The organism is Pseudomonas sp. IB20 (genome assembly GCF_009707325.1).
GTDB lineage: Bacteria > Pseudomonadota > Gammaproteobacteria > Pseudomonadales > Pseudomonadaceae > Aquipseudomonas.
Window position 1 is genome coordinate 4,337,899 of the sequence record NZ_CP046103.1, and the last position, 20,792, is coordinate 4,358,690.

The window sequence follows — 20,792 nt, forward strand, 5'->3', positions numbered from 1 at the left end:
GTATGAAAGCGCCCACTATAGAGACGAAAACCCACCACGCAAATCCCCATTGCGCGCCAGGAATCGCCCCGATCGCTGACCATTGGCCTGCCCATCGCTGTAGCTCAACAACCCGTTGATCCACACGCCATCAATGCCCTGTGCCGCACGCTGGGGCTCTTTGAAATCCGCCACATCGCGCACACTCAACGGGTCGAACAACACCAGATCAGCCCAATATCCTTCACGAATTTCGCCACGCTCGGCCAAGCCAAAACGCGCGGCCGACAGCCCGGTCATTTTGTGCACCGCCGTGTGCAGCGGGAACAACCCCACATCTCGGCTGAAATGCCCCAGCACTCTCGGAAACGCGCCCCACAACCGTGGATGGGGGAACGGGTCTTCCGGCAAACCATCAGACCCGACCATCGACAGCGGATGCGCGAGGATGCGGCGTACATCCGCTTCATCCATCCCGTAGTACACCGCCCCCGCTGGTTGCAGGCGACGTGCCGCGTCCAGCAGCGAAACCTCCCACTCGGCGGCGATGTCCTGCAAATCGCGCCCGCCGACTTCCGGGTGTGGCGTCGACCACGTGATGGTGATGCGAAATGCATCGGTGACCTGCTTGAGGTCCAGCGTCGAGGAGCTGGCCGCGTAGGGGTAGCAATCACAGCCCACTGGATGGTTTTTTGCAGCCAACTCCAGTGATGCCAACAGCTGCGGACTACGCCCCCAGTTCCCTGCGCCCGCACATTTGAGGTGCGAAATAATCACCGGCACCTGAGCATGTCGGCCAATCAGGAAGGCCTCGTCCATCGCCTCCAGCACCGGTTCAAATTCGCTGCGCAAGTGGGTGGTGTACACCGCACCGAAGGCCGTCAGTTCCTCACTGAGTTGCAGCACCTCATCGGTCTCGGCATTGAACGCGCTGGCGTAGGCCAGGCCTGTGGATAAACCCAGAGCGCCGGCTTCCAGGCTTTCTTGCAACTGCACACGCATGGCGGCGATTTCATTCGGCGTGGCGGTACGGTGCAGATCGTCCATATGGTTGCTGCGCAGCGCTGTATGGCCGATCAACGCCGCAACGTTGACCGCCGGATGGGCATTTTCCACGCCAGCGCGGTAATCGGCAAAACGCGGGTAAGCAAAGGCCTCACGCTTGCCCAGCAGGTTCATCGGATCCGGCGGATCTGTGCGCAACGTCACCGGCGAGGCGCTGATGCCGCAGTTGCCGACGATCACCGTGGTCACGCCCTGGCTGAGCTTGGGCAGCATCTGTGGGTGGCGGATCACCACGGTATCATCGTGGGTGTGCACGTCGATAAAGCCGGGTGCCAAGACGCGGCCATTCGCATCGATTTCATGCTCGGCGTGCGCGGTCGCAAGATCGCCGATCGTCTCGATACGCCCGCCGCGCAGCCCTACATCGGCGACGTAGCCCGGCGTGTTGCTGCCATCAATGATCAGCGCCTGGCGAATCAGCGTGTCGTACTTCATATCAATCTCCAAGCGGCAGGCTATCGGGGCCGCCGCGATAATCGTCCAGGGCCAGCTTGATCCGGCGCAGGCGTTCCTGGTTGTCGTCCGGCATGGCCAGCGCAAGCTCAGTGGCGAGCAGGTCGATGGCCAACAGCATTCCGTAGCGCGCAGCGGTGGGCTTGTAGATAAAACTGGTTTCGGCCGGTTGCAGCGGCAATAACACGTCCGCCAGCTGAGCCAGCGGTGAATCGGCCAAGGTGATGGCGACGATGGGCGCATCGTAGTTGCGCGCCAGCCTCACCACGTCCAACAACTCGGGCGTGAGGCCGGAGAGCGAGCAAACAATCAGCGCATGCTCAGGGCCCAAGGTCGCGGCCGTTACACGCATCATCACCGGGTCGCGGCAGGCGGCAATCGGGTAATCCAGGCGTACCAACCGCACCTGCAACTCTTCACTGCACAAGCTCGACGGGCCGCCCATGCCGAATGCATGGATCATCCGCGCCTTGCCCAGCAGGCTGACCGCATCGACGAAACTCGCCTGGTTAAAACCTGACAGGTGCTGGCGCAACGTTAATTCGATATCGCTGAGAATCTGCCGATGAAAGGCCGACTGCTCCGGCAACCCAGCAGGGTCCAGAAAGCGGCTGCCCACCCCGCTGGCCTGCGCCAATTGCAGGCGCAAATCACGCAAGTCGCGGCAACCCACGCTGCGCGCAAAGCGCGACAAGGTCGCCGTGCTGACCTCGGCGCGTTGTGACAACTCTTCCAGGCTGGCCGACGCAGCAAAGCCCACGTCATCAAGCATCAGCTTGGCGATACGCCCTTCGCCGGCGCTGAAGGAATCCTGGCGGGCGCGGATCTGGTAGAGGATGTCCATGGGGGCTCCGGGTTACAAAATGCAGCTCATAAAATAAGAGACAGTCCATACGTAAGACCGAAGGCGACCACCGAAATCAGCGTCTCCAATACGGTCCAGGTCTTGAAGGTCTGGATCACCGTCATATTGAAGTATTCCTTGATCAGCCAGAAGCCGCCGTCGTTGACGTGGGAAAAGATCACCGAGCCCGCACCGGTAGCCAGCACCAATAATTCAGGGTGTGGATAACCCAAGCCCATGGCGACGGGCGCGACCACACCGGACGCCGTCGTCATGGCCACAGTGGCCGAGCCCGTGGCGATGCGCATCAACGCGGCAAACAACCAGCCCATCACCAGCGGCGACAAGTGAAAGGCATGGGCCAGGCCGAGAATTTCATTGGTCACGCCCGCGTCCACCAGGATGCGATTCAAACCGCCGCCCGCGCCCACCAACAAGGTGATGCTGGCGGTCGGGGCGAGGCATTCGTTGGTGAACTTGAGGATCGCTTCGCGGTTGAAACCCTGGGCCAGGCCCAAGGTCCAGAAGCTCACCAAAGTCGCCACCAAGAGGGCGATTACCGAGTTGCCGATAAACAACAGGAACTGGTTAAAAGTGGTGCCTGGGGTGGAAATCACATTGGCCCAGCCGCCAATCATCATCAGCACCACCGGCAACAGGATGGTGCCCATGGTCAGCGCAAAGCTCGGCAGACGGGTGCGCGGTTCGCGGTCGATAAACTGGCGTTCCAGCGGGTTTTCCGCCGGCAGGTGAATGCGCGGCACGATGAACTTGGCGTACAGAGGGCCAGCGATGATCGCCGTGGGAATACCGATCAGAATCGCATACAGCACGGTCTGCCCCACCGACGCGTTATACGCCAGCACCGCCATCATCGCCGCCGGGTGCGGCGGCACCAGCGCATGCACCACCGACAAACCGGCGACCATCGGCAGGCCGACCATCAGGATCGACACCCCAACGCGCCGCGCCACGGTAAAGGCAATCGGTACCAGCAACACAAAACCGACCTCGAAAAACAGCGGCAGCCCCACCAGGAAGGCGATACACACCATCGCCCAGTGCGCATTGCGTTCGCCAAAGCGGTTGATCAGCGTGCGCGCCACCTGCTCGGCGCCGCCGGACTCGGCCATCATCTTGCCGAGCATGGTGCCCAGCGCCACCACCAGAGCGATATGCCCCAGGGTTTTACCGACACCCGCTTCGTACGAGCCCATGATGGTGTCCGCCGGCATGCCGGCCATCAGCGCCAGCCCGATGGACACCAAGGTGATGACAATAAACGGGTTGAGTCGATAACGTGCAATCAGCACGATCAATGCAATGATGGCGATGGCAGCGTATGCCAACAGCCCCAAGCCCAGTGGTGCGGCCATGCGGTACTCCTTGGAAAGGGTCACGTCGAATTGGTTGTGAAACTCATAAATCATTACCAAGTTTAATTTTCAATTTTTATGAAAGTAATTTTCGCCCACAGATAAGCGCTGTCGCTTTGGGGCATGCCCAGCGCCAGCTCATGAAAATCCGGGGGGTGTTCTTACATGAAGTTTTGTTGCGCGCAGAAACTCAACTGCCGGGGCCGAGTCTCAGATGGCAGCCCAACTTTCGATCAGGAATCCTCACAATGAATCGCAAAACCCTGCTTGTGCCTTTCGCCGCCAGCGCGCTGTTGCTGGCCTTGTGCAGCAACGCTTCGGCCGCCGAGAATGCGGCGCTGAAAAAATGCATGGACGGCGCCAACACCACCGCCGACATGGTCAATTGCAACGCCAAAGAAGCCAAGGTGCAAGATGAGCGCCTGAACAAAGCCTACAAAACTGCCCTCGCCGCCCAGGACGGCGACCGCAAGCAGCAATTGCAGGATGTTCAGCGCCTGTGGATCAAATACCGCGACGCCAATTGCGCCTTCGCAGGCTCAGCCACTGGCGGCACCATCGACCAAGTCAACGGCGCCGGCTGCCTGCTGGACATGACCCAGACCCGCGCCCAGGAGCTGGAAGACCTGGTCGGGCCGTAATCAGTTACTCATGATGCACCCGGGCGCCCAAGCTGGAAGACCTGGTCGGGCCGTAATCAGTTACTCATGATGCACCCGGGCGCGCTTGAGCAACTTCTTGCAGCGCTCCGACAAATGCAGCACCCGCAGATGTTTCCCCGCCTTGCTGTAACGCTCACGCAGGGTCATCAGCGCGGCAATCGCGGAGTAGTCGACAAAGCTCAGGTGACGGCAATCCAACGTCACCTCGGCCGGGTCATTGGCCGGGTCGAACTGGTTCAGGAACGGCGTGGTCGAGGCAAAAAACAGCGTACCGTGCAGGCGATAGAGTTTGCTGCCATCGGCTTCCAGATGCTCATCGGCGTACAACTCACGCGCCTGTTGCCAGGCAAAATTCAGCGCCGCAATCACAATGCCGCACAGCACCGCCGTGGCCAGGTCGGTGAACACCGTGATCACCGTCACTGCCAGAATCACCAGCACGTCATTGACCGGCACTTTGTTGATCACCCGCAACGACGCCCAAGCGAAGGTCTGCTGCGACACCACAAACATCACCCCCACCAGCGCCGCCAGCGGAATCCGCTCAATCAGCGACGACAGAAACAGAATGAACAGCAGGATCATCACCCCGGCAAACACCCCGGAGAAGCGCCCGCGCCCGCCGGAGCTCAAGTTGATCACGGTTTGCCCGATCATCGCGCAACCGCCCATGCCACCGAACAGGCCCGAGACCATATTCGCCGCGCCCAACGCGACGCTTTCGCGGTCGGGGTAGCCACGGGTCTCGGTGATTTCGTCGGTAAGGTTCAGGGTCAGCAGGGTTTCCAGCAGGCCAACCATCGCCATCAGGAACGCATAGGGCGCGATGATGCCCAGGGTTTCCAAAGTCCAGGGGATTTGCGGCAGTGCGAAGGTTGGCAGGCCGCCGGCGATGTGGGCCATGTCGCCCAACGTCCGGGTCGGCAGGCCGAGCAGGTACACCGCCAGGCCAACGCCGAGGATCGCCACCAAGGCGGGCGGCACGGCGCGGGTCAGGCGCGGCAGCAGGTAGACAATCGCCATGGTCGCCGCGACCAGGCCGGTCATCACGTATAACGGTGTGCCGCTGAGCCAGCTTTCACCGCTTTTGAAATGCTCCAGTTGCGCCAAAGCGATGATAATCGCCAGGCCGTTGACGAAGCCGAGCATCACCGAGTGCGGCACCATGCGCACCAGCTTGCCCAGGCGCAGCAGGCCGAACGCAATCATGATCAGCCCGCCGAGCAATACCGTCGCGAGCAAGTACTCCACGCCGTGTTGCACCACCAGTGCGACGATCACCACCGCCATCGAGCCGGCCGCGCCGGAGACCATGCCGGGCCGGCCGCCGAACAATGCAGTGAGCGTGCAAATGATAAAGGCGCCGTAGAGCCCCATCAGCGGGTTGAGGTGGGCGACCAAGGCGAAGGCGATGCATTCGGGCAGCAGAGCAAAAGACGTGGTGAGGCCGGCCAGGGCATCGGCGCGCAGACGGGTGAGGTTCATGAGGTACCAGGGCGTTGCGGGGAATAAGGCGGGGAATGGTACGGAATTGCGGTGGGCGGGGCCAGTAATGTGTAACAACAAGTGAACCGAGTTGCCGCTATCGCAGCATAGGTATCTACGCAACTTTTTGTGGCTTAAGGGACTAGCAGCCATCACCCAAATAACGGATATGTACCCAGCGGCCCCGTGAAAATCACACCATTTCGTTGCAAATCCACTCCACCACCGACGTCCGCTTCGGCGCCCAGCCCAGCAGTTCACGGGCATGCTTGCCACGTACACGGCTGTTGGAACCCAGGCCATAGTTGGCCATTTCATAGCCCCACTCGGCTTCAGCCTCGGCCAACGACCAATCCTGTGGTTGGCCCAGTTTCAGCGCTTGGGCGATGGCGGTGGTCATGTCGACAAATGCCGCTTCGCTGCTTTCCACAAAGTAGAAAGTGCCCGGCACATTCTTCTCAAGTGCCAGCAGGTACAGCGCCACCACGTCTTCAATGTGCACGTTGGACCAGATGTTCTGCCCAGTGCCCACATGCCGTACCACGCCACTTTTGCGCGCCTGCTTGAGCAGTCGCGGCAATTGCACGCTGTCACGCTTCACGCCCAAGCTGTGGCCGTAGATCAGCGTGTTGCAGATCACCGCCGAATTCACGCCGTCTTGGGCGGCCGCCAGGATCAGGTTGTCGATGGCCACACGCGCGGCCTTATCGACGGTCGGCGCCGGCAAGTTGTCTTCGAAGTAGATGACATCACTGGCCTTACCGCCCGATGCATCACCAACGATGCTCGAACCACTGGTGTGCAGGAACGGCTTGTTCGAACCTTTCAACGCAGCCAGCAAGGTCTCCACTGCAGCCCGATGGTCGCTGCTGGCGGCGTTGATCACCGCATCAGCCTTCGAAGCCTGCTCGGTCAACACGGCTGCGTCGTCCAGGGTGCCGATCACCGGAGTGATGCCCAGGGCGGTCATTTCAGCGGCCTGCTCGGCGCTGCGCACCAGGCCGGTAACGCTATGGCCAGCCTTGACCAGGCCGGTGGCAATGGAACCGCCGATAAACCCTGCTGCGCCGGTAACGAATACGTTCATGGAGTGTGCTCCTGACTGGGTAAGTGATGCGTCCAGTATCGAGGCCCCATCCCTGTCGAATAAGACCCTGTTGCCCAATTCAATCTTGCGCACAGATCACGAATCAGCAGGCATACCGCGCCAGCTTGGCCTGAATGAAGTCCAGGAAGCACTGGATGCGCAGCGCCAACTGCGAGTTGCGGTAGAACACCGCGTGGATCGGCTGGCGATAGCCACTGTTGAACGCCTCCAGCACCGGCACCAGGCGCCCGGCGTTGATGTCTTCGACCGTCATAAAGTTCGACAGGCAGCCAATGCCCTGCCCTTCCAACGCCAACTGGCGCAGGGTTTCGCCGCTGGAGGCGGCGATGCTCGGCTGGATCAGCCACCGGTCGCCTTCCACATGGCGCAGCGGCCAATGGTTGAGGGTTTCAGTTTGGGTGAAGCCGAGCAACGTGTGGTCCGCCAATTCGGCAACCGTGGTGGGCGTGCCGTATTGCTTGAGGTAGTCGGGGCTGGCGAGGATATGCAGCGGCGTACAGCCCAGGGAACGGGCGTGCAATGTGGAGTCGGCGAGCGCGCCGATGCGAATGGCAATGTCGGTGCTCTGTTCCAGCAGGTCGATGATCAAGTCATCGCTGTTCAGCTCCAGCTGTATTTCGGGGTAGAGGCTGCGGAACTCGGCAATGTACGGCACGATCCCGTGCAGCATGAACGGCACGGCGGCATTGATGCGCAGGCGCCCGGCCGGGTTTTTCTGGCGCGACGACAGGCGTTCTTCCAAGTCATCCATCTGCGCCAGGATCACCTTGGCCTGCTCGAAGAAGTACTTGCCCTCTTCGGTCAGGTCCATGCGCCGCGTGGTGCGGTTGATCAGTGTGGTGTCGAGCTTGGCTTCCAGGCGCGACAAGGTGCGGCTGACCGCCGAGGGCGTCTGCCCGACCTGCTCCGCCGCGGCGGAAATCGAGCCGCACTCAATCACGCTGACGAAGATCTGTAACTCATCGGATCGGGCTTTCACAGGCTGTCCTTCTTGATCGGTGGGTAGCAGCTTACACCGGCAGGTTAAACACCTGCGCCAGATGCTGCTGGTAGCGCGCCACGTCAGCCTCGATGGCCGGGCGTTTCATCACGTCCACGCACAGGAAGGTCGGCAGGCTGGTCATGCCGAGAAACTCGTTGGCCTTGTGGAACGGGAAGTACACCGCGTCCACGCCCTTGGCTTCGAAGAAGTCGGTGGGGGCGTCGAAGGCTTGCTGCGGCGCGTTCCAGGTCAGCGACAGCATGTATTGCTTGCCCTGAATGAGGCCGCCGCTGCCGTACTTTTGCGACGAATCGGAACGCGTGCGGCCATCGCTGGCATACAGGCTGCCGTGGCCTTCGGTGAAGACTTCGTCGATGTACTTTTTGACGATCCATGGCGCGCCCATCCACCAGCCGGGCATTTGATAGATGATCACATCAGCCCAGAGGAATTTGGCCACTTCTTCGGCCACGTCGTAGCCTTCGTCGATGTGGGTAACGTTGACGTCGATGCCGCCACGGTCGAGCACGGCCACGGCGGCGTCATGCAAGGTGGTGTTGTAACGGCCGTCGGAGTGGGCGAATTGCTTGCCGCCGTTCAGCAGGAGTACTTTTTTCATGGGAGGTATCCAGAGGGTTGAAAATATCTGCCGGCAGGCTATCGACATTCAACCCTGTGAATAAGCAGCGGTGCGGCAAAATACATTTGACCAAAACGCACGAATAACGCCGTACTCTTGCCTTAGCCGCTGATCAGCAGATGACCACCTAACACTGCCATGCCGATAAAAAATACCCGTTTGAACAACACCGCACTGATGCGCTGACGCAGCGCCTGGCCCAGCCACATGCCCAACAACGCGGGCAGCAGCGCCAACAGCGAGGCATTGATTTCGCCACCGCCCAAGGTCCCACGCCAGGCCAAGCCGGCAGCCAACGCCAGCGTAGACACAGTAAACGACAGCCCCAAGGCCTGCACCAACTGATCCCGACTCAAGCCCAAGGCTTGCAGGTACGGCACGGCGGGAATCACGAACACACCAGTGGCCGAGGTGATGATGCCGGTGATCAGCCCACACAACGGGCCCAGCCAGCGCTCGGTGTGAGGTTTCACCTTGAATGCAGGCAGGAACAGCCCGCTCAAGGCATACGCCAACAACGCCGCGCCCAGCGCGCGCACCACCCAATGCCCACCGTCCATGCCCAACCACAGCGTGCCGAGCCCGGTGCCAAGGAAAATCAGCAACAGCATCGGCCACAGGCGCTTGAGCAAAGCGCTCAAGTGGCCGCCGAATGCCAGTTGCCAGAGGTTGGTGACCGTCGAAGGAATGATCAGCAATGCCGCAGCCTGCGCCGGAAGCATAGCCAGGCCGAGCATGCCCATGGCCACGGTAGGCAGGCCCAGGCCGATGACGCCTTTGACGGTACCCGCCAGCAGGAAAGTGCCAAGTACCAGCAGCGTCAAGCCGGGGCCGAGGTTTTGGTAGAACGCTAGGAAGGTAGTCATCGGTCGATTGTGGGGTGTTAAGGCGGTTATGAAAATTCGCCATATACTGAGGCAGCCTCTTGTTTTTCATAAGGCTGAGGGCGCCATCGCAGGCAAGCCAGCTCCCACACTTAAATGTGTTCACAAATCCAAGTGTGGGAGCTGGCTTGCCTGCGATGAGGCCAGTTCAGTCACCCGAGAGACCCAGCCATGCACTTTGACCTGATCGACCTGCGCCTCTACCTGAACATTCTCGACGCCGGCAACATCACCGCAGGCGCGGCCCGCAGCCATTTATCCCTGGCCGCCGCCAGCGCTCGCATCCGTGCGATGGAAGCTTCATTGGGCATCGAATTTCTCGAGCGCGGCCGTCGTGGCGTCACACCGACGCCAGCGGGCAAGGCCCTGGCCCGCCACGCGCGCCTGCTGCTGCAACAGGCCGAGCACCTGCAACAGGACCTGGCCGAATACGCCAATGGGGTCAAAGGCCAGGTGCGCCTGCTGTGCAACACCACGGCCCTGAGCGAATACCTGCCGGAGCTACTCGCAGATTTTCTACGCGAACACCCCAACCTCGATATCGACCTGCAAGAGCTGCCCAGCCTGCGCATCACCCAGGCGTTGCGCCAAGGCACGGCGGACCTTGGGATTATTTCCGACGCGGTGGACACCCACGGCCTGCAGACCCTGGCGTTTCGCGACGACCCGTTAGTGCTGATCATGCCTCTGGACCATCCGCTGACGGCGGACACCGTGAGTTTCATCGACAGCCTGCCATACGACTACGTAGGCCTCACCGCCAACAGTGCACTGGCGGTGTACCTGGAAGAACAGGCGCTGCACGCGGGCTTTCGTCTGCAAACCCGGATCCGTGCCGATGGTTTTGACGGGCTGATTCGCATGGTCGCCGGCGGCGCGGGCCTGGGCATCGTGCCCCAGGCCGCACTGGAGCGCTGGCCGCTGGAGCGCCGCGTCAAGGCCCACCCTCTGCAAGAAGACTGGGCCTGTCGCACGCTGCTGTTATGCGCGCGGTCCTTCGAGCAATTGCCCGGCTATGCCAAGGCCTTGTTCGACGCCTTGGCCCTGCCCTTGCGGAAAAACCCGTAGTACACCGCCGACAGAATCAGCAGGAACGGCACGCCGAACACCAGGGTCATCTTGAACGCCTCGGTGAAGTACGTGGTGATCATCACCGCGCCCATCAGCACCAGGCCCAACAGCGTGCTGTAGGGAAACAGGCGCAGTTGGAACGACAGCTTCGCCCCGCCATGGCGCTTGCGATAACGGCGGAAGAACAGGTGCGTGAGGAAGATCATGAACCAGGTGAAGATCGCGCCAAACATCGAGATTGCCATCATCAAGGTGAAAGAGCTTTCCGGGTACACCACGTTGAGCAAGGTCGCCAGGGCAATGCCCGAGCTGGACAGCAGCAGCGCATTCAGCGGAATCCCGTTCTTGCTCAAGGCGCCCATGGACTTGGGCGCAAAGCCTGCGCGAGACAGGCTGAACATCATGCGTGTGGTGATGTAGAGCTGGCTGTTCATCGCCGACAGCGCTGCGATCAGAATCACGAAGTTCATCACCCCGGTGGCGCCGGGAATGCCAATGGTCTGCATCACTGTGACAAACGGGCTCTGGGTCTGGCCGGCCTGATTCCACGGCACAATGGCCAGCATCAGCGCCAGGGTCAGCAGGTAGAACACCACCAGCCGCACGATGGTAGCGCGGAAGGCTTTCTTCACCGCCTGCTCCGGGTCGGCGGCTTCACCGGCGGCCACTGCAATCATCTCGACACTCAGGTAGCTGAAGATCGACACGATCACCGCGATCCACATACCGCTCAAACCATGCGGGAAAAAGCCGTCGTGGGCCGTGTAGTTCTGCACGCCAAATTGCGGGTTACCCGAGCCGAACACCACGTACACCGCGAGGATGATGAAGCCGACAATGGCGCTGATCTTGATCGTCGAGAACCAGTACTCGAAGTTGCCGAAGGTCTTCACGCTGATCGCATTGAGCAGGACCAGCACACTGGAAAATGACACGATCCACACCCACTCCGGCACGTTGGCGAACCAGTACTTCATGTACATCGCCACCGCCGTGACCTCGGCGCCCACGGCCAGCACAATCGCCGCCCAGTAGGCATAACGCACCAGGAACCCGGCCAGCGGGCTGATGTAGAACTCGGCGTAGGCGCCAAACGAGCCCGAGGTGGAATGCGCCACCGTCATTTCCGCCAGGCAGCCCATCAACAGCAAGGTGATCAGCGCGCCGATGGCATAGCTCACCAACACACTCGGCCCCGCATAGCCGATGGCATAGGCGCTGCCCATGAAAAGCCCGGTGCCAATAGCACCGCCGATGGCGATCATGCTCATCTGGCCGGAAGTGAGCTGGCGCCGCAGGCCCAGCTCGCGGTGGGTGATCTCTGCAAAACCGTTGTCTGGCGTGGTCACGTGGTGTGCCCCTTTATTATTGTGGTTGTTACTGCCGGTGCCGAACCCTGTGGGCGCTGGCGTGCCTGCGATAGCGGCGCTGAATTCAGCCGAGCGGCGCTGAATTCACTGACGCTATCGCAGGCAAGCCAGCTCCCAGATTAGTTTTGCGGTGCTCTTAAGTGACGCTGTTGCGCACTTTGAACTGCGGTTGATCCCAGGTGTGGTTATCGAGAATGTCACCGAGGATTTCCACGGCGTCCCATACCTCGGTAAAGCTGGTGTACAGCGGGGTAAAACCAAACCGCATGATGCGCGGCTCACGGTAATCGCCGATCACGCCCCGGGCGATCAGCGCCTGGATAACCGCATACCCTTCGGGGTGTTCGAAGCTCACATGGCTGCCGCGTTTGGCGTGTTCACGTGGCGTAATCAGCACCAGGCCGTGGGCGGCGCAGCGGGCTTCCACCAGCGTGATAAACAGGTCAGTCAACGCCAGGGATTTAGTCCGCAGGCTGGCCATGTCGGTCTGGGCAAAAATCTCCAGACCGCATTCGACCATGGCCAGCGAGGTGATCGGCTGGGTGCCGCACAAGTAACGTGCGATGCCGCTGCTCGGGGCGTATTGAGCTTCCATCGCAAACTGCCGGGTATGCCCGAACCAGCCCGACAACGGCTGGCGCACCAGGTCCACCAACGCTGGGTTGACCCACACAAACGCCTGGGAACCCGGCCCGCCATTGAGGTATTTGTAGGTGCAGCCAATCGCGTAATCGGCCCCCGCCTTGTGCAGGTCGATAGGCACCGCGCCCGCCGAATGCGCCAGGTCCCAGATGCTCAACGCGCCACATTCGTGGCTCAAGGCGGTGAGCGCCTGCATGTCGTACATGTAGCCGGTCTTGTAGTTGACGTGGGTAAGCATCACCACTGCCACATCCTGGTCGATGGCCTGCGGCAGTTCATCGGGGCTGTTCACCAGTCGCAACGAATAGCCCTGTTGCAACAACTCGGCCAGGCCTTGGGCGATGTACAGGTCGGTGGGAAAGTTGCTCGCCTCGCTGACGATCACCTTACGCCCGGGCACACGTTGGCGCTGCACGCTCAACGCGGCGCTGAGCACCTTGAACAAGTTGATCGAGGTGGTATCGGTGATTACCACCTCACCGTCGCGCGCGCCAATCAGAGGCGCCAGACGGTTACCCAAACGCTGGGACAAATCCGCCCAGCCGGCGCTGTTCCAGCTGCGAATCAAACCATTGCCCCACTCGTCGGCGATCACCTGCTGCGCCCGCGCCAACGCCGCCACCGGGCGTGCGCCGAGGGAGTTGCCGTCGAGGTAAATCACGCCCTCAGGCAAGGCGAACTGATGGCGCAGCGGCGCCAACGGGTCCTGGGCGTCGAGGGCTTGGCAGTGGCTTCGGGTGGTCATGGGTTGTCCTGTTTTTATAAGTGAATATGGACCAAATAATGAACGAAGTTTTAGAGAATTTTCGTGCAAAGTGGTGGGTAACAGGCTAATTAAGCTGTAGGAAATTCGAATTTAACCCTAAAACACGCGGATTTATTCTAAGCATGATTCTCGACGCCACCGACCTGCGCCTCCTGCATTTTTTGCAACAGGATGGGCGCATCAGCAACCAGGAACTGGCGGAAAAAGTCGCCCTGTCGCCCTCCGCCTGCCTGCGCCGTTTGCGCCTGCTGGAGAGCGAGGGAATCATCAGCGGCTACCGCGCAGTGTTGAACGCCGAACAGCTGGGAATCGAGTTGGAAGCCATCGTGCACCTGTCCTTGCGCCAGGACGTGGAGGATTGGCATGAGACGTTTATCAAGAAGGTGCAAGGCTGGCCGGAGGTGGCCAGTGCGTATGTGATTACCGGCGCCAGCAACTATGTGCTGCGCGTGCAGGCGAGGAACTTGAAGCACTTTTCGGACTTCATCGTGAACCACCTGAACCGCACGGCCGGGGTGATGGATATTCGCTCGGAGATTGTGTTGCAGAAGATCAAGGATCGGGATGAGGTGTTGGACTTAGTCGTGCGCAAATAGCACCATGATCGTTCCCACGCTCCGCGTGGGAATGCATCCTGTGACGCTCTGTGTCACGCCTTTAAGATCGGACGCAGAGCGTCAATCGGACGCAGAGCGTCCAAGGCAGCATTCCCACGCGGAGCGTGGGAACGATCAGCCCGTGTTTAGTCTTCTAGGGCGCGCACGCGCTGCATGCGTTTTTGCTCTACCGGTGCGTCAGCCACCTGCAACTCAAAGTCAAAATCAATCTGCGCAAACCTCCCCTCCACCCCAAACTCCCGCGCCAGTTGCTGATCCTCACTGAAGCGAATTTGCGCAATCAACTCATCACGCGTCGCATAAGCAAAATCATCATGCAGGTACGGGTCATCCGAGAGGTTGATCTGCGTGGTCAAATGCCGGTACCCCGGCGCCGAGATGAAGAAGTGAATATGCGCCGGCCGCTGTCCATGACGCCCCAGTTGGTCGAGCAGCTGTTGAGTCGGCCCAGTCGGCGGGCAGCCGTAGCCGGACGGCACGATGCTGCGAAAACGGTAGTTGCCCTGGGCATCGGTCTCAATGCGCCGACGCAGGTTGAATTCCGACTGCGTCGGGTCAAACCACGAATAGGTGCCACCGGTATTCGCCTGCCACACATCGACAATCGCCCCCGCCAGCGGCTTGCCGTCGGTGTCGCGCACTTGCCCGTGCATGAACAGCGGCACTGCGTCATCCTTGCCATCGTCCAGCCGCGCTTCGTACTTGCTCAGCGGCGCGCCGGCCACATACAGCGGGCCTTCGATGGTGCGCGGGGTGCCGCCGGATTTACCGGCCTCCTCGTCCGCAGCATCCATCAGCAAATCCAGGTAATGCTCCAGGCCCAGCCCGGCGGCGAGCAAACCCGCCTCTTGGTTCTTGCCCAACTCGTTGAGGTAGTTGACCGCCTTCCAGAACTCTTCCGGGGTCACTTCCAGGTCTTCGATGATGTTCACCGCGTCACGCAGGATCCGGTAGATCAGCGCCTTGGTGCGCGGGTTGCCGGCGTCGTTAAGGTTGCCGCTGGCTTCTTCGAGAAACTGTTGAGCGTGGGCAGTCTGGGAAAGTCGGATGGACATGGTGCAATCCTCATCTTGTCATTATTGGGGGCAAAACAGGCTCAGCGGTCGTCCTCATGGATCGACGAAGGGTGTCGGCACAAGGCGTTCACTTCGATGGCCATGTAGGGAAAAAGCGGCAGTTGCATCAGCAGGTCGTGCAGGTCTTGCACGCTGTCGACGTCGAACACGCTGTAGTTGGCGTAGTGCCCGGCGATGCGCCACAGGTGGCGCCATTTGCCCTCTTGTTGCAGCCGCTGCGCCAGGGCTTTCTCTTGCGCCTTCAGACCAGCGGCGTGCTCGGGGTTCATGTCCAGTGGCAGGTTCACAGTCATTTTTACGTGGAACAACATGGCAGGCGCCTCTTAGTGTTTGTCACGACGGAAGAACGCCAAACGCTCTTCATCAATGGTCAGGCCCAGGCCCGGCGCGGTGGAGACATGCAGCGCAAAATCGCGGTACACCGGCGGCTCGGTGAGGATGTCTTCGGTGAGCAGCAGCGGGCCGAACAGTTCGGTGTCCCAGGCCAACTTGTTCAAGGTCAGGAAGGCATGCGCCGAGGCCAGGGTGCCGATGCCGCCTTCGAGCATGGTGCCGCCGTACAGACCGATACCGGCCGCTTCGGCAATCGCAGCCGTGCGCAACACCGCGCGCGGGCCGCCGTTCTTGGCGATCTTGAGGGCGAACACCGAGGCCGCGCCTTCGCGGGCCAGGTTGAAGGCGTCTTCCACGCATTCGATGGACTCGTCGGCCATGATCGGCGCCGGGCTCGACAGGTTCAGCCGGGCCATGCCGCTGCGGTTGTTGCGCGAGATCGGTTGTTCGATCAGGTCGATACCGTTATCACCGAGCACCTTGCACGCGCGCAGGGCCACAGCTTCGTCCCAGGCCTGATTGACGTCGACACGCACACTCGCGCGTTCGCCCAGGGCTTTTTTGATCGCGATTACATGGGCCAGATCGCGGCCGACTTCACCGGCACCAATCTTCAATTTGAAGATGCGGTGGCGGCGCAGGTCGAGCATCTTTTCAGCTTCGGCAATGTCTTGTTCGGTGTTGCCACTGGCCAGGGTCCAGGCCACCGGCAAGGCATCGCGCACGCGCCCGCCGAGCAGTTCGCTGACCGGCAGGTTGAGGCGTTTGCCGAGGGCATCGAGCAAAGCACTTTCGATCCCGGACTTGGCAAAGGTGTTGCTACGAATGCTGCGCTCCAGGCGCAACATGGCCGCGTTGATATTGCTCGCGTCCTGGCCAATCAACAGCGGCGCAAAGTGGCGGTCGATGTTGATCTTGATGCTGTCGGGGCTTTCGTTGCCGTAGCTCAGGCCGCCAATGGTGGTGGCTTCGCCGATGCCTTCGATGCCATCGGCGCAGCGCAGGCGGATGATCACCAGCGTCTGGTTTTGCATCGTGTGCATCGCCAGCTTGTGCGGGCGAAGGGTGGGGAGGTCGACGATGATGGTGTCGATCGACTCGATGGCGCAAATCGGCATGGCTATACCCGTTGGGTTCTTTATATGTTTGAGCCGATTCTGTGCCGTATTTTCCCTGGCTTCCAATATAGAATGGGTCTCGCACAATACCCTCAAGGTATGAAAGGAGCCGTCATGGAACTGCGTCATCTGCGCTATTTCCAGGTGCTGGGTGAGACCCTCAACTTCACCCGTGCCGCCGAACGCCTGCACATCGCCCAACCGCCGTTGAGCCGGCAGATCCAGCAATTGGAAGATGAATTGGGCGTGATTCTGCTCGAGCGCGGCCGACCGCTGCGGCTGACTGAGGCCGGGCGATTCTTCTATGAGCACGCCAATGTGCTGCTCGAACAGCTGGGCAAGGTCTGCGACACCACCCGGCGTATCGGCCAGGGCGAGAAGACCTGGCTGGGTATCGGCTTTGCGCCGTCGACCTTGTACGGCGTGCTGCCGGAGTTGATTCGGCGCCTGCGCAACCATGAGGCGCTGGAGCTGGAATTGGGCTTGTCGGAGATGACCACCTTGCAGCAGGTCGAAGCGCTCAAGGCTGGGCGTATTGACGTAGGCTTCGGGCGGATTCGCATCGACGACCCGGCCATCGTCCAGCGCGTGCTGGTAGAGGATCGACTGGTCGCCGTACTGCCCGCCGGCCACCCGTTGCTCGGCGCACCCACCACCCTCGCCCAATTGGCCGCCGAGCCGTTTGTGCTCTACCCCGGCAACCCGCGCCCCAGCTATGCCGACCATGTGATCGCACTGTTCGACGCCCACGGCTTGAGCCTCAAGGTGGCGCAGTGGACCAACGAATTGCAGACCGCCATCGGCCTGGTCGGCGCGGGCATGGGCGTGACGCTGGTGCCGGCCTCGGTGCAGGTGCTGCACCGCGCGGATATCGGCTACACGCCGATTGTGGAAACCACCGCGACTTCGCCGATCATTCTTAGCCGCCGGGTGAATGATCAGTCGCCGGGGCTGAGTCATTGTTTGCAACTGGTGGAAGAGTTGATCTGAGCTCACAAAGCCCCCCTATCCAATGTGGGAGCTGGCTTGCCTGCGATGGCGGTGGATCAGTTGGCATCTTTACTAACTGGCCCACCGCTATCGCAGGCAAGCCAGCTCCCACAGTTTGATCCTCATTGTTTTCAAAGGCTGCGCAGGCGCGTGCGTTGCAGGGTTTGACTGGGGGATTCATCAAACAGCTTGCGGTATTCCGCTGAAAACCGTCCCAAGTGCGTAAAGCCCCAGCCCAGGGCGATTTCGGAAATAGTGCACGTCGAGCCGTGCTCGAGTATTTCCTGGCGCACGGCCCCCAGCCGGTATTTCTTCAGATATGCCATGGGCGACAGCGCAAAGTATTTGCGAAAGGCATCAAACAGCTTGAACCGCGACACACCCGCAGCGGTTTCAAGGTCTTCCAGATGCACCGCTTCGCGGGCGTTTTCATGGATGAACTGCCGCGCCCGAATCAAGTAGTGCGGCAGCTTCACACCGAGTACGTCGCGTAATTCCTCTGAATAGTTGTTCGGCTGGGCGAGGATCAACCCCTTGATCAGCGAACTTTCCAGGTCACGGGTAAACGCCGCCTGCTCATACAACTCGCTGCTGCGCTCAAGCTCCGCAATGAAGTAGCGCGCCATGCGCCACCAGGATGCCGAAGCGCCGTCCACCGCGTCCATCACCGACTCAAAGCGCAGCGGCGCTTCAATCGGCCGTTGCAGCAAGCCTTCCAGGGATTCACTCATCGCCGCGCGCGTGATCACCACCTGCAGCTTGCGGCAGTCGCCGGAAATCGCCAGCACCTGATGCTCGTTGGGCGAGATGATTACGCCTTGATCGCGGTTGGAACTCAGGCGCACGCCGTCCTTGCTCAATTCCTGCTCACCCACCAGCGGCAGGCTGAGGCTGTAGCTGCTGAAGTGCTCGGCGTCTTCGATGTCGATGGTCACGTCGGTGCCGTATTCGATCACGCCCAAGGTGGTGGCGCGGGACTTGAACACGTTGGCGCTGTGGTGAAAACGCAGGCGTTCGGGCGTGGCCGTCGCCAGGCGGTGTGGCCCGCAAATGCCGGACATCCAGCTGCAGGCGCCTTCCAGGTCGAAGCGTTGAATATGGATATCGCGTGTATGGCTACTCATCAGGGTGCACCCACGGCGGTTAGGCTGTTGCGCGCTCTGGCGGCGCGTCGTTAGCAATCGACAGCAAGTTCCAAGCCACGCCAGCCTCAATGCAACTGCGTGGATAGCAACGGTCGACTATGTGGATAAGTCGCAGGTTTTTTGCGACTTTCCCTTGATATGACAGTAGCGCATCGCGTCACCGAGCTGCACCGAACTGGGTATTTGCTGCCCACATTTACGGCGCAACTTTGCGGCTTACCTTCCCCCATTAAGCGGATAGCCCGCGCCCTGCCCCGCTGCCTTTAATGAACCACCGATTAGCCCCTATCAAAAAGGTGCCTCCCATGAGTGGTGCAAGAAGCGTCGAGCAGTGGAAAGCGTTTATCGAAAGCTGCCTGGATTTTCGCCCGGCCGATGAAGTGTTCCGCATCGCCCGGGACATGTTCACCGAGCCGGAACTGTTCGACCTGGAGATGGAACTGATCTTCGAAAAGAACTGGATCTACGCCTGTCACGAAAGCGAGCTGGCCCATAACCACGACTTCGTGACGATGCGCGCCGGGCGTCAGCCGATGATCATCACCCGCGATGGCGAAGGCCAACTGAACGCGCTGATCAACGCCTGCCAGCATCGCGGCACCACGCTCACGCGGGTCGGCAAGGGCAACCAATCGACCTTCACCTGCCCGTTCCACGCCTGGTGCTACAAGAGCGACGGCCGGCTGGTGAAGGTCAAGGCGCCGGGCGAATACCCGGAAAGTTTCGACAAAGCCACCCGCGGTCTGAAAAAGGCACGCATCGAAAGCTACAAGGGCTTTGTGTTTATCAGCCTGGACGTGAACGGCACAAACAGCCTGGAAGACTTCCTCGGCGACGCCACAATGTTCTTCGACATGATGGTCGCGCAGTCCGCCACCGGCGAGCTGGAAGTGCTGCCGGGTAAATCCGCCTACACCTACGACGGCAACTGGAAGCTGCAAAACGAAAACGGCCTGGACGGTTATCACGTCAGCACCGTGCACTACAACTACGTGGCCACGGTGCAGCATCGCCAACAGGTGAACACCGAAAACGGCACGGGTTCAGGCACCACACTGGACTACAGCAAGCTCGGCGCGGGCGATGCGAACACCGATGACGGCTGGTTCGCCTTCAACAACGGCCACAGCCTGTTGTTCAGCGACATGCCCAACCCCACCGTGCGTTCCGGCTACGCCACCATCATGCCGCGCCTGGTGGAAGAGCACGGCCAGCAGAAGGCCGAGTGGATGATGCACCGCCTGCGCAACCTGAATATCTACCCAAGCCTGTTCTTCCTCGACCAGATCAGCTCGCAGCTGCGGATTATTCGCCCGGTGGCGTGGAACAAGACCGAGATCATCAGCCAGTGCCTGGGCGTGAAAAACGAATCTGACGCCGACCGCGAAAACCGTATCCGCCAGTTCGAGGACTTCTTCAACGTGTCCGGCATGGGCACACCCGATGACCTGGTGGAATTTCGCGAAGCCCAACGCGGCTTCCAGGGCCGCCTGGAGCGCTGGAGTGATATCTCACGCGGCAGCCACCGCTGGGAAACCGGCCCGACGCCGAACAGCGAAGCCATCGGCATCCAACCGGCGATGACCGGCACCGAGTTCACCCACGAAGGCCTGTACGTGAACCAGCACCGCAATTGGCAGCAGTTCCTGCTCAAGGGCCTGGACCAACAAGCGCTGACACTGCGGGAGGTGAAGTGATGAATGCGCAATTGCAGTACCAGATCGAGCAGTTCTTCTACCGTAAATCCGAGCTGTGCGACGCTCAGGACTGGGACGCCTACGTGCAGTTGTTCGACCCGCAAAGTGAGTTCCACCTGCCGCAGTGGGACTCGGAACACGTCTACACCCGCGACCCCAAGCGCGAGATGTCGCTGATCTATTACGCCAACCGTTCGGGGCTGGAAGACCGCGTGTTCCGACTGCGCACCGGCAAGGCGGCGTCGGCCACACCAATGCCGCGCACGTTGCACCTGATCAATAACGTGCGGATTGCCGAGCAACCGGGTGGGTTACTGGACGTGAAGCTGAACTGGCACACGCTGTTCTATCGGCTGGCCATGTCGGAGCAGTTCTATGGCAGCGCCACCTACAGCCTCAAACCCCATGGCGACAGCTGGTTGATCACCCGCAAACACGCCTTGCTGCTCAACGACACCATCAACTCGGTGCTGGATTTTTATCACCTGA

General features: G+C 60.7%; 19 protein-coding genes and 1 pseudogene. 6 read left to right on the plus strand and 14 right to left on the minus strand.

Annotation, left to right across the window (positions count from 1 at the left end; all coding sequences use genetic code 11):
* Positions 1-15: 15 nt before the first annotated feature.
* The 3 genes from GJU48_RS20240 to GJU48_RS20250 are packed head-to-tail and all read right to left on the minus strand — an operon-like array spanning position 16 to position 3,717.
* A complete protein-coding gene (locus GJU48_RS20240) occupies positions 16-1,479 on the minus strand; it encodes an N-acyl-D-amino-acid deacylase family protein (protein WP_094949344.1) in 1,464 nt (487 codons plus the stop codon).
* 1 nt (position 1,480) lies between these two features.
* A complete protein-coding gene (locus tag GJU48_RS20245; RefSeq protein WP_094949343.1) occupies positions 1,481-2,341 on the minus strand; it encodes a MurR/RpiR family transcriptional regulator in 861 nt (286 codons plus the stop codon).
* Between the two features lie 26 nt (positions 2,342-2,367).
* The gene (locus GJU48_RS20250; RefSeq protein ID WP_094949457.1) at positions 2,368-3,717 is read right to left on the minus strand and encodes a GntT/GntP/DsdX family permease; all 1,350 of its coding nucleotides are present in this window, start codon (positions 3,715-3,717) and stop codon (positions 2,368-2,370) included.
* A 248-nt stretch (positions 3,718-3,965) separates the two neighbouring features.
* On the opposite strand from GJU48_RS20250, the gene GJU48_RS20255 reads away from it, so the two are divergent.
* The gene (locus GJU48_RS20255; protein WP_094949342.1) at positions 3,966-4,358 is read left to right on the plus strand and encodes a lysozyme inhibitor LprI family protein; all 393 of its coding nucleotides are present in this window, start codon (positions 3,966-3,968) and stop codon (positions 4,356-4,358) included.
* A gap of 60 nt (positions 4,359-4,418) precedes the next feature.
* Here GJU48_RS20255 and GJU48_RS20260 read toward each other — a convergent pair whose 3' ends face one another.
* The 5 genes from GJU48_RS20260 to GJU48_RS20280 form a co-directional block, all read right to left on the minus strand.
* Positions 4,419-5,864: a SulP family inorganic anion transporter gene (locus GJU48_RS20260; protein WP_094949341.1), complete on the minus strand. Its 1,446-nt coding sequence runs from the start codon at positions 5,862-5,864 to the stop codon at positions 4,419-4,421.
* A gap of 193 nt (positions 5,865-6,057) precedes the next feature.
* Complete coding sequence (locus GJU48_RS20265) at positions 6,058-6,951, minus strand: NAD-dependent epimerase/dehydratase family protein (RefSeq protein WP_094951777.1); 894 nt, start codon at positions 6,949-6,951, stop codon at positions 6,058-6,060.
* Between the two features lie 103 nt (positions 6,952-7,054).
* Positions 7,055-7,951, minus strand: a complete 897-nt coding sequence (locus GJU48_RS20270; RefSeq protein ID WP_094951778.1) for a LysR family transcriptional regulator — start codon at positions 7,949-7,951, stop codon at positions 7,055-7,057.
* Between the two features lie 31 nt (positions 7,952-7,982).
* On the minus strand, positions 7,983-8,573 hold the full coding sequence (locus tag GJU48_RS20275; RefSeq protein ID WP_094951779.1) for an NAD(P)H-dependent oxidoreductase: 591 nt from the start codon (positions 8,571-8,573) through the stop codon (positions 7,983-7,985).
* A 122-nt stretch (positions 8,574-8,695) separates the two neighbouring features.
* Complete coding sequence (locus tag GJU48_RS20280) at positions 8,696-9,460, minus strand: sulfite exporter TauE/SafE family protein (protein WP_094951780.1); 765 nt, start codon at positions 9,458-9,460, stop codon at positions 8,696-8,698.
* A gap of 189 nt (positions 9,461-9,649) precedes the next feature.
* On the opposite strand from GJU48_RS20280, the gene GJU48_RS20285 reads away from it, so the two are divergent.
* Positions 9,650-10,546 carry a LysR substrate-binding domain-containing protein gene (locus tag GJU48_RS20285; RefSeq protein WP_094951781.1) on the plus strand — a complete coding sequence of 299 codons (897 nt, stop codon included), beginning with the start codon at positions 9,650-9,652 and terminating at the stop codon, positions 10,544-10,546.
* Here the strand turns inward: GJU48_RS20285 and GJU48_RS20290 are convergent.
* Positions 10,492-11,898, minus strand: a complete 1,407-nt coding sequence (locus GJU48_RS20290) for an amino acid permease (RefSeq protein WP_094951782.1) — start codon at positions 11,896-11,898, stop codon at positions 10,492-10,494. The two genes, GJU48_RS20285 and GJU48_RS20290, sit on opposite strands and share 55 nt — an antisense overlap.
* A gap of 157 nt (positions 11,899-12,055) precedes the next feature.
* A complete protein-coding gene (gene kynU / locus GJU48_RS20295) occupies positions 12,056-13,306 on the minus strand; it encodes a kynureninase (protein WP_094951783.1) in 1,251 nt (416 codons plus the stop codon).
* A 143-nt stretch (positions 13,307-13,449) separates the two neighbouring features.
* On the opposite strand from kynU, the gene GJU48_RS20300 reads away from it, so the two are divergent.
* Complete coding sequence (locus GJU48_RS20300; protein ID WP_003176072.1) at positions 13,450-13,923, plus strand: Lrp/AsnC family transcriptional regulator; 474 nt, start codon at positions 13,450-13,452, stop codon at positions 13,921-13,923.
* A 146-nt stretch (positions 13,924-14,069) separates the two neighbouring features.
* Here GJU48_RS20300 and catA read toward each other — a convergent pair whose 3' ends face one another.
* From catA to GJU48_RS20320, 3 genes are read right to left on the minus strand one after another with little or no spacing between them, the layout of a single operon-like run.
* Positions 14,070-14,999 (minus strand): catechol 1,2-dioxygenase, encoded by a 930-nt coding sequence (gene catA, locus GJU48_RS20310; protein ID WP_094951784.1) that lies wholly within the window; start codon positions 14,997-14,999, stop codon positions 14,070-14,072.
* 41 nt (positions 15,000-15,040) lie between these two features.
* Positions 15,041-15,331, minus strand: coding sequence for a muconolactone Delta-isomerase (catC, locus tag GJU48_RS20315; protein ID WP_094951785.1), 291 nt, complete (start codon positions 15,329-15,331; stop codon positions 15,041-15,043).
* 12 nt (positions 15,332-15,343) lie between these two features.
* Positions 15,344-16,471, minus strand: coding sequence for a muconate cycloisomerase family protein (locus GJU48_RS20320; RefSeq protein ID WP_094951786.1), 1,128 nt, complete (start codon positions 16,469-16,471; stop codon positions 15,344-15,346).
* 114 nt (positions 16,472-16,585) lie between these two features.
* Between GJU48_RS20320 and GJU48_RS20325 the strand changes: the two genes are divergently transcribed.
* Entirely contained in the window at positions 16,586-17,461 is an 876-nt protein-coding gene (locus tag GJU48_RS20325; protein ID WP_094951787.1) for a LysR family transcriptional regulator, read from the plus strand.
* A gap of 131 nt (positions 17,462-17,592) precedes the next feature.
* On the opposite strand, the gene GJU48_RS20330 is transcribed toward GJU48_RS20325, so the two are convergent.
* Positions 17,593-18,585, minus strand: coding sequence for an AraC family transcriptional regulator (locus tag GJU48_RS20330; protein WP_094951788.1), 993 nt, complete (start codon positions 18,583-18,585; stop codon positions 17,593-17,595).
* Positions 18,586-18,911: 326 nt separating this feature from the next.
* Between GJU48_RS20330 and antA the strand changes: the two genes are divergently transcribed.
* Both antA and antB read left to right on the plus strand, forming a co-directional pair.
* Complete coding sequence (gene antA, locus GJU48_RS20335; RefSeq protein ID WP_094951789.1) at positions 18,912-20,303, plus strand: anthranilate 1,2-dioxygenase large subunit; 1,392 nt, start codon at positions 18,912-18,914, stop codon at positions 20,301-20,303.
* A pseudogene (gene antB, locus GJU48_RS20340) lies at positions 20,303-20,791 on the plus strand (anthranilate 1,2-dioxygenase small subunit); the annotation flags it as partial. The gene antA and the pseudogene antB, both read left to right, overlap by 1 nt.
* Position 20,792: the final 1 nt, after the last annotated feature.

Bases quoted from the DNA above. Each gene is read 5' to 3' on its own strand.
- GJU48_RS20240 (WP_094949344.1), bottom strand. From the start codon at position 1,479: ATGAAGTACGACACGCTGATTCGCCAGGCGCTGATCATTGATGGCAGC.
- GJU48_RS20245 (WP_094949343.1), bottom strand. From the start codon at position 2,341: ATGGACATCCTCTACCAGATCCGCGCCCGCCAGGATTCCTTCAGCGCC.
- GJU48_RS20250 (WP_094949457.1), bottom strand. From the start codon at position 3,717: ATGGCCGCACCACTGGGCTTGGGGCTGTTGGCATACGCTGCCATCGCC.
- GJU48_RS20255 (WP_094949342.1), top strand. From the start codon at position 3,966: ATGAATCGCAAAACCCTGCTTGTGCCTTTCGCCGCCAGCGCGCTGTTG.
- GJU48_RS20260 (WP_094949341.1), bottom strand. From the start codon at position 5,864: ATGAACCTCACCCGTCTGCGCGCCGATGCCCTGGCCGGCCTCACCACG.
- GJU48_RS20265 (WP_094951777.1), bottom strand. From the start codon at position 6,951: ATGAACGTATTCGTTACCGGCGCAGCAGGGTTTATCGGCGGTTCCATT.
- GJU48_RS20275 (WP_094951779.1), bottom strand. From the start codon at position 8,573: ATGAAAAAAGTACTCCTGCTGAACGGCGGCAAGCAATTCGCCCACTCC.
- GJU48_RS20280 (WP_094951780.1), bottom strand. From the start codon at position 9,460: ATGACTACCTTCCTAGCGTTCTACCAAAACCTCGGCCCCGGCTTGACG.
- GJU48_RS20285 (WP_094951781.1), top strand. From the start codon at position 9,650: ATGCACTTTGACCTGATCGACCTGCGCCTCTACCTGAACATTCTCGAC.
- kynU (WP_094951783.1), bottom strand. From the start codon at position 13,306: ATGACCACCCGAAGCCACTGCCAAGCCCTCGACGCCCAGGACCCGTTG.
- GJU48_RS20300 (WP_003176072.1), top strand. From the start codon at position 13,450: ATGATTCTCGACGCCACCGACCTGCGCCTCCTGCATTTTTTGCAACAG.
- catA (WP_094951784.1), bottom strand. From the start codon at position 14,999: ATGTCCATCCGACTTTCCCAGACTGCCCACGCTCAACAGTTTCTCGAA.
- catC (WP_094951785.1), bottom strand. From the start codon at position 15,331: ATGTTGTTCCACGTAAAAATGACTGTGAACCTGCCACTGGACATGAAC.
- GJU48_RS20320 (WP_094951786.1), bottom strand. From the start codon at position 16,471: ATGCCGATTTGCGCCATCGAGTCGATCGACACCATCATCGTCGACCTC.
- GJU48_RS20325 (WP_094951787.1), top strand. From the start codon at position 16,586: ATGGAACTGCGTCATCTGCGCTATTTCCAGGTGCTGGGTGAGACCCTC.
- GJU48_RS20330 (WP_094951788.1), bottom strand. From the start codon at position 18,585: ATGAGTAGCCATACACGCGATATCCATATTCAACGCTTCGACCTGGAA.
- antA (WP_094951789.1), top strand. From the start codon at position 18,912: ATGAGTGGTGCAAGAAGCGTCGAGCAGTGGAAAGCGTTTATCGAAAGC.